The following is a 17858-nucleotide window of genomic DNA, read 5'->3' as shown; positions in this document are numbered from 1 at the left end:
TGTCCAGATCACTCAAAATAGTCGCTAAACCCAACTCAGGCAGGTCCTTTATGGCACAGACCCTATATGACAAATTATGGCACTCCCATGTGGTTTCCAGTCGCGCAGACGGCACCGCGCTGATCTATATCGACCGCCAGTTGTTGCACGAGGTGACCTCACCCCAGGCATTCGAAGGTCTGCGCTTAGCCGGTCGTAAACCGTGGCGTCTCGATACCAATATCGCGACCCCCGATCACAATGTGCCGACCACGCGCACCGAGCGTGCGGCGGGTATTGCCGGCATCAGCGATGAGATCTCCCGCATCCAGGTCCAGACCCTGGACGATAATTGTCAGGATTATGGGGTGCGCCAGTTCGATATGGATGATATCAATCAGGGCATCGTGCACGTTGTCGGCCCCGAGCAGGGCGCAACGTTGCCCGGCATGACCATCGTCTGTGGCGACTCCCATACCTCTACGCACGGCGCCATGGGTGCCTTAGCCTTTGGTATTGGGACTTCAGAAGTTGAACACGTATTGGCCACCCAGTGCTTGATTCAACAAAAAATGAAAAACATGCGCATAACCGTCAAGGGAATTGCCCGTTCGACCGTCACCGCGAAGGACCTGGTGTTATATATTATCGGTCAGATCGGCACGGCCGGTGGTACCGGCCATGCGATCGAATTTGCCGGCCCGGCGATCCAAGCGTTGAGCATGGAAGGGCGGATGACGGTCTGTAATATGGCCATCGAAGCAGGCGCGCGCGCCGGTATGGTGGCGGTTGACCAAACCACCATCGATTACTTTAAGGGGCGAACCTTTGCGCCCAAGGGCGCTCTGTGGGATCAGGCGGCCGATGCCTGGCAGCATTTGGTCAGTGACCCAGAGGCGGTCTTTGACCGCGAAGTGGTGCTCGATGCCGCCGATATTGAACCTCAGGTCACCTGGGGCACGTCACCGGAAATGGTCTTGGGGGTCAGTGCTCTAGTGCCCGATCCGGCCGCCATCGCCAACCTTGAACAACGCGCCGCAATCGAACGGGCCCTGGTCTATATGGGCTTGCAGGCCAACCAAAAGATTCAAGATATTCAGCTCGACCGCGTCTTTATCGGTTCTTGCACCAATTCGCGTATCGAAGATTTGCGCGCCGCGGCGGCAGTCGCCAACGGTCAGCAGGTCTCGGCCAGCCTAAAACAGGCCTTAGTCGTGCCGGGCAGTGGCCTGGTCAAGCAGCAAGCTGAAGCCGAGGGGTTGGATAAGATCTTTATCGCCGCTGGCTTTGAATGGCGTGAGCCGGGGTGCTCGATGTGTCTGGCGATGAACGCCGACAAATTGGGCCAGGGTGAACACTGTGCTTCCACATCGAATCGCAACTTTGAAGGTCGCCAAGGGTTCGGCGGACGCACCCATCTGGTCAGTCCGGCCATGGCCGCGGCCGCGGCTATTGCCGGTCATTTTGTCGACATCAGCCAAATGGGAGCCCAATCATGAAAGCCTTAACTACCGTAACTGGGCTGGTTGCCCCGATGGATCGATCCAATGTTGATACCGACATGATCATTCCGAAGCAGTTCCTTAAGTCGATTAAACGCAGTGGTTTCGGCCCCAATCTGTTTGATCAGCTGCGTTATTTGGACGAAGGTCAGCCGGGCCAAGACAGCAGTCAGCGGCCGTTGAATCCCGACTTTCCGCTCAATCAGGCTCGCTTTGCCGGGGCGTCTATCCTCCTGAGTCGTGCCAACTTCGGCTGCGGTTCAAGCCGCGAACACGCGCCTTGGGCACTCGAGGACTATGGCTTTCGCGTGGTGATTGCCAGCAGCTTTGCCGATATCTTTTATAACAACTGCTTTAAAAATGGCGTTCTACCTATTGTTGTCGACGACGGCCAAATCGAGCGTTGGTTTAAACGACTCGATGCGCAAGTCGGCTTTACTCTGACCGTTGATCTGCCCAATCAGCAGGTGATCGATGCCGACGGCAATAGCGTGGCTTTTGAGGTCAATGATTTTAGAAAGCATTGTCTGGTAAATGGACTCGACGATATAGGTCTTACGCTGTTAGAAGCCGACAAAATCAAACAATATGAGTTGACCCATGCGCAACAGCATCCCTGGGTCTTTGGCCAAATTAAATAAGGTATTCTCCATGTCACGACAAATATTGATACTGCCCGGTGATGGCATCGGTCCGGAAATCATGGCTCAGGCCGAGCGAATTCTTGCCTCAGTCAACGACAGTTTTGCCCTCGATTTGGTCAGTGTGCACGATCTGGTCGGCGGTTCAGCTATCGATGCCCATGGCGAACCCTTATCCGCGGCCACCCTAGCGCTCGCGCAAGAGAGTGACGCGGTGCTCTTGGGTGCCGTCGGCGGCCCCAAGTGGGACAAGGTCGATATGGCGCTGCGGCCAGAAAGAGGGCTGTTGGGTCTGCGTGCCGGGCTGAATCTGTTTGGCAACCTTCGCCCAGCCATTCTGTACCCGCAACTGGCCGATGCCAGCTCATTGAAGCCTGAATTGGTGGCGGGTTTGGATCTGTTGATCGTCCGCGAGCTGACCGGGGGTATCTATTTTGGTCAGCCACGTGGCGTGCGCATCAATGCCCAGGGTGATCGAGAAGGCTTCAATACCTACATTTACAACGAAACCGAGATCCGGCGCATCGGCCGTCAGGCCTTTGTTGCGGCGCAAAAGCGCGGCAAGAAACTGTGTTCGGTCGATAAGGCCAATGTCCTCGAGGCAACGGTGCTCTGGCGCGATGTGATGATTGAATTGTCCGCCGAATATCCGGACGTCGAACTCAGCCATATGTATGTTGATAATGCCGCCATGCAACTGGTGCGCGCACCCAAGCAGTTTGATGTCATGGTCACCGGCAATATGTTTGGCGACATACTGTCCGATTGCGCCGCGATGTTAACTGGCTCCATCGGCATGTTACCGTCCGCGTCTTTGGATGCCAATGGTAAGGGCATGTATGAGCCGATTCATGGCAGTGCGCCCGATATTGCTGGGCAGGGCATTGCCAATCCGTTGGCGACTATCTTATCCGTGGCGATGATGTTGCGTTACTCACTCAGCGCTGAGGCCGCGGCTCTGGCGATTGAGGCGGCTGTGGGCCAGGTACTGGATCAGGGTTTGCGTACCGCGGACATTTACAGTGTCGGAACCGAACGGGTATCGACCTCCCAGATGGGCGATGCCGTACTGGCCGCATTACAGGCTTAATTTCAAAAATTAACAGAATTTGCACGCAATACAGGGATTGGAGAATAGATTATGAAAGTAGGCTTTGTAGGTTGGCGCGGTATGGTCGGTTCGGTGTTGATGCAGCGGATGCGAGAAGAGCGCGACTTTGACAACATTGAAGCGGTATTTTTCACCACCAGTCAGGCCGGTCAGGCCGGTCCGGATGTCGGCCAAGGCTCTAGTCCATTGGCCGATGCCAACGATCTATCGGCGCTGAGCGCGTGCGATGCGATCCTGACTTGTCAGGGTGGCGACTATACCGAGGCAGTATATGGCCCGCTGCGCCAAAGCGGTTGGCAGGGCTACTGGATCGATGCGGCCTCCACACTGCGCATGGCGGACGATGCGTTGATCGTCCTCGATCCGATTAACCGCAGCGCGATCGATCGTGGTATCGAGACCGGGTTGAAGACCTTTGTCGGCGGTAACTGCACCGTTAGCTTGATGTTGCTGGGCCTGCACGGTCTGTTCGCCGAGGATCTGATCGAGTGGGTCTCGCCTATGACCTATCAAGCCGCATCCGGTGCCGGTGCCAAAAACATGCGCGAATTGATGAGTCAGATGCGCGCCATGGGCACGGTCGCTCAACCTCTGCTTGATGACCCGGCCAGTGCCATTCTCGATCTCGACCGTCGGGTCGCCGACTTCATTCGTTCCGACGACTACCCAGCCGAGCAGTTTGGCGTACCATTGGCAGGCAGCTTGATCCCTTGGATCGATAAGGCCATGGCCAGTGGCCAGTCCAAAGAAGAATGGAAGGCTCAGGTAGAGGCGAACAAAATATTGGCCACGGGTGAGCGCATCATTCCGATCGACGGTCTGTGTGTCCGCATTGGTGCGATGCGCTGTCATGCCCAGGCGCTGACCATTAAACTACGCCGCGATGTTGACTTAACGACCATCGAGCAGCTGATTGGCAATGCCAATGAATGGGTCAGCCTGGTGCCCAATGACAAGGAATCTTCCGTGAGTCAGATGACGCCGGCCGCGGTAACCGGTACCTTGGCCATTCCGGTTGGTCGCATTCGCAAACTGGCGATGGGACCTGAGTATATTTCCGCCTTCACCGTCGGCGATCAACTGCTTTGGGGCGCCGCCGAGCCACTGCGCCGTATGCTGGCAATTGTAAAAGGCGACCTTTAACAAGGAGAATCACTCGAGCTTATTGGCGCTTGCGCTAAAAAAGCCCAGCTAGACGATTTTTCGTTGTAATTCAGAAGCCTGTAAATAGAGGCGACCCATAGCGGTCGCCTTTTTTTTGCCCGATTGGCGAATAATCGTCACAAAAAGAGAACTGATTGGCACCGTTTGTTGCTAAAAATCCTTTTATAAATAATACTTATAAGGATTATTGAATGTGTTTTCTGCACCTTTGGCTACAATAACCGGTTATTAGATTTTCAAGTTCGAATTGGTGCTCTTTTAGCAAGGCGCTACCCCATTTAAAGCAAGATTCCTCTTCAATAGGCTTCGAGATCGGTGTTTATTGTCAAAGTTGAAGAAAAGGGAAAAGGATTATCGTGAAAAAACAAACTTCTGCAGTGCTCGTGACGCTTCTATCCATTGTTGGCTCGGCCTTTGGTTTAGGTCTTGGTGACATTGAGGTGAAGTCAAATCTGAATGAACCCTTGGACGCTGAAATCCAATTGATTCAGCTGCAAGGCTTAACCGCAGGCGAAGTGTTGCCGACGCTCGCGGGTAATGACGATTTTCGCCGGGCCGGGGTGGAGCGGAGTTTTTTCTTATCTAACATCCAGTTCCGCGTAAAGGAAAATGCTTCCGGTGAGGTCGTCGTGACCCTGGCCACTCAGCAGGCCATTCGCGAACCCTTTTTGAATTTTCTGGTTGAAATAAACTGGCCAGGTGGTCGGTTACTAAAAGAGTACACCATTCTCCTCGACCCGCCCGTTTTCGATACGGGTCTGGCCGTCGGCGCACTGGTGGTTGAGCCCTCATCGAACGCGGCGACCACCGAGTTACTGACGACGACGGTCATTAGCGACACCGTTAGCGAGCAGGCCCCGGTATCGAAGCCGGTAAGCCCTCGAGATGACAGCCTTGCTGAGGGTGAATATCGCGTTAAACGGAACGATACACTCTGGGAAATTGCCTTGCAGATCCCCAGTGGAGAAGGCTATTCGCCGCAGCAGATTATGTTGGCAATACAGGACTTAAATCCTAAGGCCTTCTTAAAAAACAATATTAACCGGGTTAAGGCGGGCAGTGTTTTGACCTTGCCGAGTAGCCAGCAGATTGCCGCGCGCACCCTGAATGAGGCCATTAATGAGGTGCAGGCGCAGAACAACGGCGCCGCACCGAAACTGCGGACCCCGGTCAATAACAACACCGAAGTGCAACTATCGGCGTCTGAGAATACCGCCTCCGCAATGCCAGTCGGTGGCGAGGAGAACAATCCCGATGGTTATCTGGAGTTAACCTCCGACAGTGAGCTCGAGACCACCACGGCGGCCGGTGACGTGACGGCCGAAGTCGATCGGCTGCAAAATCAGCTGTTCGTCGCCGAAGAGTTAAACGATCAATTTGAACTTGAAAAAACCGAGTTGCAGTCTCGGGTTGCCGATTTGCAAGAGCAGATCGAGATTATGGAACGCATGCTCGATATTCAAAACGCTGGCCTAGCCGAAGTGCAGCAAAGTTTGGCGCAGACCGAGGCCGCGCAAGCGGTTGTGCCCGATGCAGAGCCGGCGGTGGTTGCGCCCGCTGTACCTGCAGACACCACCGCCCTGACGCTCGACAGCATCTTGGATAAGGTTAAAGCGGCCATTAGTACGGTATTTGCTTGGGTTACGACCAGTACAACCAATATGGGCATTGCGGCGCTTGCCGTGGTAACCCTGCTGGTCTTGCCTTTCTTGTTTCGCAGCAAGCAAGATGACGACGATGAGGCGCCCAGCGAGTTAAGGCAAGCGGTTGCGGAGAGCGATGAATTCCATGACTTCAACGCCGACTTCGAAGAGGGCCTGCTAGCTGAAGATGAGGCGGAATTTGAGGCCACAGCCCAGGACGAACCTGAAACCCTCGATGCCGTGGTCGAAGCCGAAATGTATATGGCTTATCAAAAATATGACCAGGCCGAAGAGAAGCTCAAGGAAGTCTATGCGGAGTATCCTGAGCGTACCGACATCGGTATGAAACTGCTCGAAGTGCATGCCGAGAAAGGCGATACCCGATCCTTTGCCAAGCTGGCTGATCGACTCTCCTTGTCGAGTGAACAACTGCAGCAGGCCGCACAATGGCGCGCTAGAATGTTGATCGGGGTAGCGGGTCAGAGTGTTGAGTCGGATGCCGACGAAGTCGATTTGGACACCGCCGAAGCCCCGCTGCCGACCGCCTCGGGTGAGGTTCAGCTGAACTTTGACGAACTCGATGCCCAGCCCGCAGAGGCTGAAAGCTATAACGCAATTGACTACAGCGCAGGCGATGAAGCCGCGACGGCAGAAGCGGACGACGAGCTCATTGGCTCGGCACTGGATGACTACGCAGTCTCAGAGACCGATGAATTCGCCAATGACTTGGATTTCAGTCTCGACCTAGGGGATCTGGACGAGGCTCTGCCCGTTGCTGAGCTCGACCTTACGGCAGACGACGATGTGCCGGTTCTGGATTTCTCCTCGGAAGAAGACGAACAATCAGCCACGCTAATCAGCGATACGGAGCTGGAACTGACCGATCCACTGTCAGCCGATGACGATCCGTTTGCCGACCTGGACGATCTGGACACCGAATCGGCGCTGAACAGCGCGATCGACGATCAGATCTTAGCTGAGCTGAGCGATGATGAAATTGAATTGGCGTCCGCCCCCGCGGCCGATATTGCTGAGCCAGAGACCTTATCCGCGCCGGCCGATCCCTTCGATATTGAAGCTGAATTAGACGAAGATGAGTTCGACTTTCTGTCCGGCAGTGATGAAGCCAGCACCAAGCTGGATTTAGCTCGAGCCTATATAGAAATGGACGATAAGGACGGCGCTCGGGATATTTTGGAGGAGGTTGCCGCCGAAGGCAACGAGTCTCAAAAGGCCCAAGCCGAAGCCTTGCTCGGACAACTATAAAGCCCCAGTAAGCCCTGCAGCCTGAATCGAAGCCGCTTAACAGCGGCTTTTTTATTGCACAACCGTTACCTAGGATTAGCGACCACCTGATGAGCGATATATTTCCCTTTACCCGCAACACCGATCGGTTTCGGCTGGCCCTATGCATCGAGTTTAAGGGTACCCATTACAGTGGCTGGCAAGTCCAGAAGACCGGCGTCCCCACTATTCAGGCCTTTTTGCAGGCGGCCATCAGTCGAGTGGCTAACGAACCGGTGGCCACCTTTGTGGCCGGTCGAACCGACGCCGGCGTTCACGCCACCAATCAGGTGGTGCATTTTGATACCGCCAGCGAGCGTTCCGACTACGGTTGGTTGATGGGCATCAACAGTGAGCTGCCGATGGATATTCGGGTCAAGTGGGTCTGCCCAGTCGATGAGCGTTTCCATGCTCGGTTTTCCGCCACCGAACGGGTCTATCGTTTTGTTATTCATAACGAGTGGGTGCGCTCGGCGCACCTGCACGAGCTGGCCACTTGGGAGCGCAACCCACTTGACGCGATTCGCATGCAAGCCGCGGCCGATCTATTACTTGGCCGGCACGATTTCAGTGCCTTTCGGGCCGCCGAATGTCAGGCCCATTCTCCGGTTAAGACGCTCAAAGAGTTGAGCATCCGGCGTTTTGGCGACCTGTTGGTACTGCAAGTCCGGGCCGACGGGTTTTTGCATCATATGGTTCGTAATCTGGTCGGGGTCCTACTGGCCATCGGTCGGGAGCAGCAAGAGATCGATTGGGCCCGCCAGGTGTTGGAGGGTCGGGAGCGTCGCCTCGGCGGTGTCACGGCGAAGGGAACCGGGCTGTATTTTGTCCGTGCGCGCTATGATCTGATCGATCTGCCAAATAGGCCAGCGGGTCCGAGCTTTATTCAGCCAATTATTGATACAATGACGAACCCTTTTGATCCGGTATAAAGCCATGGCTCCTGATTATCGTCGCACGCGTATTAAAATGTGCGGCATGACCCGCCCCGAAGACCTTATTGCCGCCTGTCAGCTCGGAGTCGACGCGGTGGGTCTGGTGTTTTATCCACCCAGCCCTCGATCGCTCACGTTGGCCCTAGCAGAACCCCTGGCCGCGTTGACCACGGCGTTGACCCGGCGTGTTGCGCTGATGGTGAATCCCGATGCCGGCTTTGTGCGTGAGGTTATTGCCGCAACACGGGCCGATATGCTGCAATTTCACGGTTATGAGTCGCCCGAATTTTGTCAGCAGTTTGGCAAGCCCTATATCAAAGCCTTACGGGTAAAAGACGCCGGCGCGGTGGTAGAGCTCGTTAGCCTGCACCGTGACGCGGACCTGATTCTGCTTGACGCCTATGTACCTGGCATTCCAGGAGGTACCGGCCACATCTTTGACTGGTCCCTGGTGCCCGACGAGTTGGCCGGCAAACTGATGCTGGCGGGTGGGCTAAAAGAAACCAATGTCTCTGTAGCCATCGAGCAGATAAGACCCTATGCTGTAGACGTCAGTGGCGGTATCGAAACGGCGCCTGGCATCAAGTCAGCGCAGAAAATGGCGCTATTTGTTCAGTCGGTGATGTCTGCGGATCAAACCGTCAATGAAATTTTGGCATAAGTGTGTCCGCCGTTCGGTGATTCCCGGACGGGGTGTATTCAATAATAATAGAACAATTCAAATTCATCACAAAGCGAGGGCATTATGAGCAGTTGGTTGGAGAAAATCGTACCTTCGATGATTCGGTCCGATGCCGACAATCGATCCAATGTACCGGAAGGGCTGTGGAAAAAGTGTCCCAAGTGCAGTGCGGTCCTGTATCGGCCTGAGCTGGAAAAAAACTCGGACGTGTGCCCTAAATGTGAACATCACATGCGCATTGGTGCCCGTCGACGTATCGATCTGTTCCTGGATGCCGAAGGTCGGGTTGAAATTGCCGCCGATGTCAAACCGCAAGATCGCCTGAAATTCAAAGACGGTAAGCGCTATAAAGATCGTTTGGTCGCTGCGCAAAAGAAAACCAATGAACACGACGCGCTGATTACCGTTGAAGGATTGGTTGAGGGCTTGCCGGTTGTGGTAGCAGCCTTCGATTTTAACTTTATGGGTGGCTCCATGGGTGCTGTTGTCGGCGAGAAGTTTGTGCGCGGCGCCAATGTTGCCTTAGAGAAGAACATCCCGTTCATCTGTTTTGCCACATCCGGCGGCGCGCGCATGCAAGAAGCCTTGTTTTCACTGATGCAGATGGCCAAAACCAGTGCCGTGCTGGAGAAGTTGCGCCAAGCCGGTGTGCCGTATGTATCGGTCATGCTCGACCCTTGTTTTGGTGGCGTCTCGGCCTCCTTGGCTCTGTTAGGCGATATCAACGTGGCAGAACCCTATGCTTTGATCGGTTTCGCCGGTCCGCGCGTTATCGAGCAAACGGTGCGCGAAAAACTGCCTGAAGGCTTTCAACGCAGCGAATTTTTGCTGGAAAAGGGTGCAATCGATATGATCGTAGCGCGGCATGATATGCGACCCCGACTCGCCGGTTTGCTGAAAAAGCTTGTGAATGCGCCCATCAATTGAGTCGCCATTGGCGCAATGGCTTGCGTATATAGAGGCCATTCACCCTCAGGAAATTGAGCTGGGTCTGGTTCGCCTGAGCGCTGTCGCAGCACGGCTGCTGCAGCGCGACCGGCCCCCCTTCGTGTTTACCGTTGCCGGCACCAATGGCAAGGGTACCACCACAGCGGCTCTGGCCGCCCTGAGTCGCGCCGCGGGCCAGTCGGTCGGTTGGTATTCCTCACCCCATCTGTTTCATTTCAACGAACGCATTCAAATCAATAACCAGCCAGTCAGCGATGACCTGCTAGTCCAAGCGCTGTGCGCGGTTGAGTTGGCGCGTGCCGAGACCAGTCTGTCCTATTTCGAATTCACCACACTGGCCGCCTTTTGGCTCTTTGAACAGGCCGAATTGTCGGTCTGGGTATTGGAAGTCGGGCTCGGCGGGCGCCTGGACGCGGTGAATATTATCGATCCAGATATTGCTGTTATTACCAATATTGGTCTGGATCACCAAAATTTCTTGGGGCCGGATCTGGCTTCCATTGGGCGTGAAAAGGCCGGTATTTGTCGGGCGCAGCGTCCTGTTGTGCTCGGTTCGAGCGACCTACCAGAAACCCTTAACGCCTATATTGACCAGGTCGGCGCCCAGGCCTATCGGTTTGGCGATCACCATAAGGTGGTCGGTGCAACGTTGGTGTGGCAAGGGGGTGAACTCGATGCTGGCGCGATCAGCATACCGCTGGCCAATGCTGCCGCGGCCCTGCAAGCCTTCAGTCTGTCCCCCTTTGCGCTGACGCCGGTGATGGCTCAAGTAGCCTTGCAGTCAATTCGACTGGCGGGTCGGATGCAGTCACGCGAACATAGGGGTCGACACTATATTCTCGATGTCGGCCACAATCCCCATGCTGCGGCCTACATCGCTCGCCAGTTCGGTGCACAAAAATTCCATCTGGTGCTGGGTATGGTCCAGGATAAGGACGCCAAGGGCTTTTGCTCGGCGTTGGCACAGGGGGCCTTGTCGATTAACTTTGTTACTCTAGCCGGCCCGCGCGGCTGCAGCGCAGAGCAACTCGCGCTGGCGACGGGGCGTGCCGACAGCCCGCAATTTGCGACGCTAGAGTTGGCCTTAGCGCAGCTGGATCGGGACTTTCCCGGCGAGCCGGTGTTTATCGGCGGGTCTTTCTACACAGTCGCTGCTGCCCTTAATTTGCTGGAGAACTGATTTGGAACGTAAATTACAACAGCGAGTCGTCGGGATTCTAGTCTTGGCCGCCGCCGTACTGCTGATTGCCCCGGTCTTGTTCGATGCCGAAGGGCGTATCCCGGTGCAGATCACCCAGATCCCGCCAAAGCCGAAAGTGCCCGATTTATCGAATCTTCCCAGCCCGGTGTCTGCGTTCGAGACCAGGGTCGAAGCCGGTGACGCACTTGTGGCGACGGAGCCAGTTGAGGCCGCGCAACCGGTCGTTGCTGAGCCGCCGGCAAGCGCACCGATCGCCGTGCCGGCGTCGAGCAGCGCCACGCAATCTCGATTGTGGTCGGTTCAGGTGGCCAGCTTCCGAGAGATTGACAAAGCCAATGTCCTGCGCGACCAGCTGCGAGCTGCGGAGTTCGAGACCTATATTCGCAAAAAACTGCTTTCCGATGGCACCATCTTTACCCAGGTATTTGTCGGGCCGGTGCCCACCAAGCAGGTAGCGGACCGACTCAATGGCCTGGTGAAGACGAAATTCAGTCTTCAGGGATTAATTGTCCGCTATCGAGAATGATTTATTGACCTATTGGTTGGGTATTATTTAAGGCATTCACAAAATGATGATACCTGTTAGAATGCGCGCGATTTCACTGCCGGAATGACTATGACGTTAATCGATTGGATCATCGCAGGCATCTTGCTTGTCTCGTCACTGATCAGCATTAAGCGAGGTTTTACCAAGGAAGCCATGTCATTGGCATCTTGGGTTGCCGCGTTGCTGATTGCGCGCTTGTTCAGCGATAAGCTGGCCGTGCTGATGGTCGATTGGCTGGCCAATGATGTTCATCGCTATACGGCGGCCTTTGTTATTCTATTTATAGCCACCCTAATAGTCGGCGCCTTAGTCAACCACCTGTTGGGTGAGTTTGTGCGCATGACCGGCCTGACCGGAATGGATCGGGTGTTGGGGGTGGTTTTTGGCCTGTTACGGGGTCTTGTGATAGTCGTTGCCATTTTAGCCTTGGGTCGACTATTTGCATTGGACCAGTTTTGGCAAGATTCAATGGTGTTGCCTTATTTTGAACCGGTGATTCGATGGACTGGCGAAAATATTCAAAAGGCATCGGGTGCAATTTTGTCAGTTGGAGGAGAGTAACGCATGTGTGGTGTAGTCGGGATCGTGGGTCAATCACCGGTCAATCAGTTGTTATATGATGCTCTAACCGTGTTACAGCATCGCGGTCAGGATGCTGCGGGTATCGTCACCGAAGACAAGGGTAAGTTTTTTCTGCGCAAAAGCAATGGCTTGGTGCGCGATGTCTTTCACAGTCGCCATATGCAGTCCTTGGTCGGTGATATCGGTATCGGTCATGTGCGCTATCCGACCGCCGGCAACAGCAGTACTGCTGAGAGCCAGCCTTTTTACGTCAATTCACCCTACGGCATTGTTCTGGCCCATAACGGCAATTTGACCAACTCGATCGAATTGCATCAGGCCCTGTTTCAGTCCGATTTGCGTCATATCAATACCACCTCCGATTCAGAGGTCTTGCTCAACGTATTTGCCCATGAATTGCAGCTTCAAGCCAAGCTCAAACCCGAACCCAAGGATATTTTCCTCGCGGTTGCCGGGGTCCATCGTCGCTGCCGTGGGGCTTATGGTGTGGTCGCGCTGATCAGCGGTTTGGGCATGGTTGCCTTTCGCGATCCCAATGGTATTCGCCCCCTGGTCTATGGCAAGCGTATTGCGGACAACGGCGCCATCGAATATATGGTGGCCTCGGAAAGTGTTGCCCTGGACGTGATTGGCTTTGAGCTGATTGCCGATGTGGCCCCCGGTGAAGCGATCTTTATCGATGCCGCCGGCGAACTGCACGTGCAGCAATGCGCCGAAGTGGTTAACAAAACGCCGTGCATGTTCGAGTTTGTTTATTTTGCCCGACCCGATTCCATCATCGATGGCATCTCGGTCTATAAGGCTCGGCTGCGCATGGGCGATGCCCTGGCAGAGCGCATCCTGGCGTTACGCCCGGATCACGATATTGAGGTGGTTATACCGATTCCGGATACCAGTCGCACCTCGGCCCTGCAATTGGCCAATCGATTGGGCGTGAATTTCCGCGAAGGCTTTATGAAGAACCGCTATATCGGCCGGACCTTTATTATGCCGGGCCAAACCGAGCGGCGAAAATCGGTGCGCCAGAAATTGAATGCCATCGGTCTGGAGTTTAAGGGCAAGAATGTCTTGCTGGTCGATGACTCTATTGTTCGTGGCACCACCTGTTATGAAATCATTGAGATGGCCCGTGATGCGGGCGCGAAAAATGTCTACTTCGCCTCGGCGGCACCGGAGGTTCTGTACCCCAACGTCTATGGTATCGACATGCCGGCGGCCAAGGAGCTGATCGCGCACGGTCGCACGACCGACGAAATACGGCAGGCTATCGGCGCCGACTGGCTGGTGTATCAGAAGCTGGAAGATCTCAAAACGGCAACGCAAACGAAAAAGTCCGATGTGCATGATTTTGACTGCTCGGTTTTCGATGGTGCCTATGTCACCGGCGATATCGATCAGGCCTATCTGGACGCGCTCGAGACTTTGCGCAAAGACGACAACAAAAGCAAGGTGCTGGTCAGCGACTCCTCGATGGTCGACCTACACAATGACGATGAGGGCTAAGCCGCCTAGATTCGACTGAGGCCGCCTTGAGCGGCCTTTTTTTTGGCCGCCGTTTGGGGGAAATATCCGGCCGGACCGATGGGGTTTTGCTATACCTAAGGGGACGGGGTCTGTTCTAGCCGGTTATTCTGGCGGTCTGGTTCCATACTATTCTCGGACGGAGCAGACCATAGATGACAGCCATTGCCGCGCTAACCGCACAACTTATGCAGCAGGGCGGTCTGGTGGTGGCCGGCAAGTCGGACAAGATACGCCTGATTTGGGTTGCGCTGCTCTGTGGCGGCCATGTTCTGCTCGAGGACGTACCCGGCGTCGGCAAAACCACACTCGCTCAAGCTCTGGGTCGATTGCTCGGCCTGGACTATCAACGTATTCAGTTTACCGCCGACCTGTTGCCCGCCGATGTGATTGGCGCCCAGATATTCGATCGAGATCAACAGGACTTTCGTTTTCACCGCGGGCCGGTCTTTACCCAGCTGCTCTTAGCCGATGAGCTCAATCGCGCCACGCCTAAGGCCCAATCGGCGTTATTGGAAGCGATGGAAGAGCAGCAGGTGTCGGTCGACGGCCAAACCATGGCCTTGCCCAAGCCTTTTTTTGTCATCGCGACTCAAAATCCCCAGTCTCAGTCGGGTACCTATCCCTTGCCAGAATCCCAGCTCGATCGGTTTTTCATCCGTATCAGTCTGGGCTACCCCGACGCCGCGGTCGAACAGGACTTGCTAATGGGCAAGCTCGGTCGACAGCGCATGGCGGACCTGGTGCCGATATTGCTGCCGGCCGATTGGCCGGAGCTGTTAGGTCAGGTCCAACAGGTCGAATTAAGCGGCGCGGTACTGGGCTACATCATGCGCTTGGTGCAGAAAACCCGGGATCCGGCTCTGTGCGTGGTGGGGTTGTCGCCTCGGGCGTCGCAGTCGGTCGCGTTGGCGGCGCGGGCCTATGCTCTGAGCTTTGGTCGCGATTACGTGGTACCCGATGATGTCCAGGCGATTTTCCCCGCCGTTGCCGGGCACCGCCTGAAGGCCCTGAGCGCTATGAGTAGCGAATCCTTGCTGACGCTGATCCTCGACTCGGTCGATGTGGTCGGTACCCGCTAGTGGCTGTGAGTCGAGTTCGCCTATGGATGCACCGCAGGTTAGGGCTATGGCTGGAGCGCCGCCTGCCCCTGCAACGCTCGGTGACGCTCAATCAAGCGCGCATCTTTATTGTCCCAACCCTTCAGGGCGGTATCCTGCTGCTAGTGGCTCTATTGATTTTACTGTTGGCGATTAATTTTGACAGCGCATTGAACTACGCCCTGGGCTTCTGGCTGATTGCCATGTTGTGGGCCAGTGTTCATCTGACCTATCGCAATCTTAGTGGTCTGTGCATCAGTGGCCAGGTCGGCTCGCTGGTGGAGGTTGGTCAGATGGCCGAGATCAGCCTGTTACTGAGCGCACCGCGTAATCAAAATCGAGGCCCATTCGAAGTGATTCATAAGCAGTGGGGGGTGGTATCGGTGGCCATGAACGGGCCATCGGTGACGGTGCGACTGCCCTTGCTGGCGCGGGCGCGCGGCCCGATAACAGCGCCCCGGTTCCGCATCGAGAGTCGCTTTCCCTTCGGCCTGATCGTGGCCTGGTCTAACCTGAAAATCGATGTCCAAGCCTGGGCTTATCCTCTAGCCGTGCAATACGACCGGCAACTGGCCGGGGGTGGGCACGAAGCCGAGCAGAACCCGCCTAACGACCCATTTTACCGCGCTGGCAGCGAAGATTTTCACAGTTTACGGCCCTATGTCGCCGGCGATGCCATCCATCGGTTGCACTGGGCGAGCTTTTCACGCGATCAGCTGGTGGTCAAGGCTTTTACCGACTATCAATCGGGCAATGACGTTCTCGATTGGGATCAGTTCCCCGGATTAGCGGACGAAGCGCGGCTCTCGGCGCTGGCCTATCATAGCCAGCTGATGACTGAGCAACATCAGGCCTATGAGCTGCGCTTGCCGGGCACGGTGGTGTGCGCCGACCAGGGCCCGGAACAGCTCGCGCGGGTGCGTCGAGCCTTGGCGCAATTCGGTTATGACTGATAGCACCTATATCCCGCCGCATCTGCGGGCCCTGCACCAGGCCGGCCTGAAGTACCTGCTGCTGGTGCAATTGATGACCCTATTGGCCTTTCTTCCCTATTTGCCCGGTTGGTTTTTCGCGCTGTTTCTCGTGGTCGGCCTCTGGCGTTGGCGGGTGCTGCACGGTCAAATGCGTAAGCCACCGGCCATGGTCCTCTGGGCGGCTGTGTTGATGGGGCTCGGGGCCTTGATGGCCTCTGGTTTGAATCGCTACTCGCTGGACAGTGCTGTCGCCCTCTGTCTGTTGGGTTATCTGCTAAAATCGCTCGAGGTGCTGCGCCGCCGTGATGGTATTTTTCAGATCTACTTGGGCTATTTCTTGGCCGGTGTCTTGCTGCTCTATCGATTCGATCCGATAGCGGCCCTGATCGTTAGCCTACTGTTGTTTTTTAATACCCTAGCCTTGCAGGCCGTTACCGCGGGCGGACACTATAACGCTCGGTATGGACTGACCCAATCGAGTCTTATCTTGCTTGCTGCGCTGCCCATTATGGTGGCCGGCTATCTGTTTTTTCCGCGCCTGCCGCCGCTCTGGCAGATCCCCAATGATCAGCGCGGGGCGCAGACCGGTATGACCGATGAGATCAGTCCCGGCTCGGTGGAGCGCTTGGCGCAGTCGGTCGCGCCGGTCTTTCGGGTTGCCTTCGATACGCCCTTACCGGCCCGCAATCAGTGGTATTGGCGCGGCAACACCCTGAGCGTCTTTGACGGTCGGTCTTGGCAAGCCGAATACCGCAGCGCTAACCCTTTTGCCTGGCCGTCGCAGGCGAAGTTACCCAGCGGAGTGGGGCCCGCGTCGCGTTATTCGGTGCTGATGGAAAACAGCGGCCAACGTTGGCTGTATTTTTTGGACTGGCCGAGCGCCATCGAGGCCGGCAAGGGCGTTATTTTGCCCGATGCGCGCGCCGCCAGCCGTACGCCGATCACTAGTCTGCTGCGTTATCGCGCGAGCAGTCACCGTACCGTCAACTGGCCCGATCAAAGCGGATTGATCGCGTCCAATGTGCTATTGCCGGAGCAGGGCAACGAGCCTTTGCGCCAATGGGCTCAGACCCAGCGCGCGCAATACGCCAGTGACGGCGACTTTATCGATGGCCTAATGCACCATATTCGAACCGAAGGTTTTTTCTACACCCTGCAGCCGCCGGCCTATCCGGGCGACCAAAGTCTGGCCGATTTTTGGCTCACCGGCCGCCGGGGTTTCTGCTCGCACTACGCCAGCGCGGTGGGCTATATTTTGCGCTCGGTCGGCATTCCCACCCGCCTAGTGGGCGGCTATCTAGGCGGCACCTACAACCCGACCGGGGATTATGTGCAAGTGCGCCAGATGGAGGCGCATGTTTGGCTTGAGGTCTGGCTCGGTCAAGGCTGGCAGCGTATCGACCCCACGGCGGCGGTAGCCCCCGATCGGATCGAGATGAACTTGGATACCCTGTTTCGCCGCTCCCAGCCCGGCGATCTGCCACTGTTGTCCCGAATGGGGTCGCTCAGCCTGTTAAATGGGCTGAGTCTTTACTGGGACTCGATGTTATATCAATGGCAGGTGTTGATTCTGGATTACGACAACAGCGTGGCCAAGGCTTGGTTCGAGTCGGCCTTTGGGCGCTTTTCACCCCTGAAGCTGGCCATCGCCATCCTCAGTTTGATGGCCCTAGTCGGCTTCGCGCTGGCCTGGGGTTTGGGCATGGTGACCTGGCCCACCCGCCAACGAGAACCCTACCGCAGCTTGGCGCGCATCGAACGTTGGTACGGTGCCCGCGCCGATGCGGAAACGGTGCAGACCTATTTTCAGCGTTTGGCGGCGCAGCACCCGAGCCACAGCGCGTTGTGGGTGCTGGCCGACCTTATTGAGGGTTCGCTCTATCGCCATGCCGAGCCGATCGCCGCGCGCGAATTCCGCGCCGCTCGACATCGCCTCGTCAAACAGCGCCGACGACGCAGCCTTTAGTTCGCAGACTATGCGATTAGCATCTAACCTTATAGGTAGATACTAGTGGCATCGGTCAGCCGTTTTAAAATGCACCGT

15 protein-coding genes are annotated in these 17858 nt (G+C 56.0%); all 15 read left to right on the top strand.

The genetic code is table 11. The features are described from left to right. Window positions 1-50 precede the first annotated feature (50 nt). Window positions 51-1478: a 3-isopropylmalate dehydratase large subunit gene (leuC, locus tag REIFOR_RS09960; protein WP_100257411.1), complete on the top strand. Its 1428-nt coding sequence runs from the start codon at window positions 51-53 to the stop codon at window positions 1476-1478. Further along, complete coding sequence (gene leuD, locus REIFOR_RS09955; protein WP_100257410.1) at window positions 1475-2122, top strand: 3-isopropylmalate dehydratase small subunit; 648 nt, start codon at window positions 1475-1477, stop codon at window positions 2120-2122. The genes leuC and leuD overlap by 4 nt, the downstream gene beginning before the upstream one ends. Before the next feature lie 10 nt (window positions 2123-2132). Continuing rightward, window positions 2133-3212: a 3-isopropylmalate dehydrogenase gene (leuB, locus tag REIFOR_RS09950; protein WP_100257409.1), complete on the top strand. Its 1080-nt coding sequence runs from the start codon at window positions 2133-2135 to the stop codon at window positions 3210-3212. Between the two features lie 48 nt (window positions 3213-3260). Further along, the gene (asd, locus tag REIFOR_RS09945; RefSeq protein ID WP_227003829.1) at window positions 3261-4376 is read left to right on the top strand and encodes an aspartate-semialdehyde dehydrogenase; all 1116 of its coding nucleotides are present in this window, start codon (window positions 3261-3263) and stop codon (window positions 4374-4376) included. A gap of 377 nt (window positions 4377-4753) precedes the next feature. Then, window positions 4754-7306, top strand: a complete 2553-nt coding sequence (locus tag REIFOR_RS09940) for a motility hub landmark protein FimV (protein WP_100257407.1) — start codon at window positions 4754-4756, stop codon at window positions 7304-7306. An 89-nt stretch (window positions 7307-7395) separates the two neighbouring features. Further along, window positions 7396-8256, top strand: a complete 861-nt coding sequence (gene truA / locus REIFOR_RS09935) for a tRNA pseudouridine(38-40) synthase TruA (RefSeq protein ID WP_100257406.1) — start codon at window positions 7396-7398, stop codon at window positions 8254-8256. A gap of 4 nt (window positions 8257-8260) precedes the next feature. Next, the gene (locus REIFOR_RS09930; RefSeq protein ID WP_100257405.1) at window positions 8261-8920 is read left to right on the top strand and encodes a phosphoribosylanthranilate isomerase; all 660 of its coding nucleotides are present in this window, start codon (window positions 8261-8263) and stop codon (window positions 8918-8920) included. Between the two features lie 84 nt (window positions 8921-9004). Continuing rightward, a complete protein-coding gene (gene accD, locus REIFOR_RS09925) occupies window positions 9005-9868 on the top strand; it encodes an acetyl-CoA carboxylase, carboxyltransferase subunit beta (RefSeq protein WP_100257404.1) in 864 nt (287 codons plus the stop codon). After that, window positions 9852-11069, top strand: coding sequence for a bifunctional folylpolyglutamate synthase/dihydrofolate synthase (locus tag REIFOR_RS09920; protein ID WP_100257403.1), 1218 nt, complete (start codon window positions 9852-9854; stop codon window positions 11067-11069). Before accD ends, REIFOR_RS09920 begins: the two co-directional genes overlap by 17 nt. A gap of 1 nt (window position 11070) precedes the next feature. Further along, window positions 11071-11616: an SPOR domain-containing protein gene (locus REIFOR_RS09915; RefSeq protein ID WP_158524349.1), complete on the top strand. Its 546-nt coding sequence runs from the start codon at window positions 11071-11073 to the stop codon at window positions 11614-11616. Between the two features lie 90 nt (window positions 11617-11706). Continuing rightward, window positions 11707-12198, top strand: a complete 492-nt coding sequence (locus tag REIFOR_RS09910) for a CvpA family protein (protein WP_100257401.1) — start codon at window positions 11707-11709, stop codon at window positions 12196-12198. Window positions 12199-12201: 3 nt separating this feature from the next. Further along, window positions 12202-13722: an amidophosphoribosyltransferase gene (gene purF / locus REIFOR_RS09905; protein WP_100257400.1), complete on the top strand. Its 1521-nt coding sequence runs from the start codon at window positions 12202-12204 to the stop codon at window positions 13720-13722. Window positions 13723-13895: 173 nt separating this feature from the next. Beyond that, on the top strand, window positions 13896-14822 hold the full coding sequence (locus REIFOR_RS09900) for an AAA family ATPase (protein ID WP_100257399.1): 927 nt from the start codon (window positions 13896-13898) through the stop codon (window positions 14820-14822). 26 nt (window positions 14823-14848) lie between these two features. Continuing rightward, the gene (locus REIFOR_RS09895) at window positions 14849-15793 is read left to right on the top strand and encodes a DUF58 domain-containing protein (RefSeq protein WP_100257398.1); all 945 of its coding nucleotides are present in this window, start codon (window positions 14849-14851) and stop codon (window positions 15791-15793) included. Then, a complete protein-coding gene (locus REIFOR_RS09890) occupies window positions 15786-17780 on the top strand; it encodes a transglutaminase TgpA family protein (RefSeq protein WP_158524348.1) in 1995 nt (664 codons plus the stop codon). Before REIFOR_RS09895 ends, REIFOR_RS09890 begins: the two co-directional genes overlap by 8 nt. Window positions 17781-17858: the final 78 nt, after the last annotated feature.

It is taken from the genome of Reinekea forsetii, assembly GCF_002795845.1.
Taxonomy (GTDB): domain Bacteria; phylum Pseudomonadota; class Gammaproteobacteria; order Pseudomonadales; family Natronospirillaceae; genus Reinekea; species Reinekea forsetii.
The sequence above is the reverse complement of the archived record's forward strand: the minus strand, read 5'-3'. Positions and strand labels throughout refer to the sequence as shown.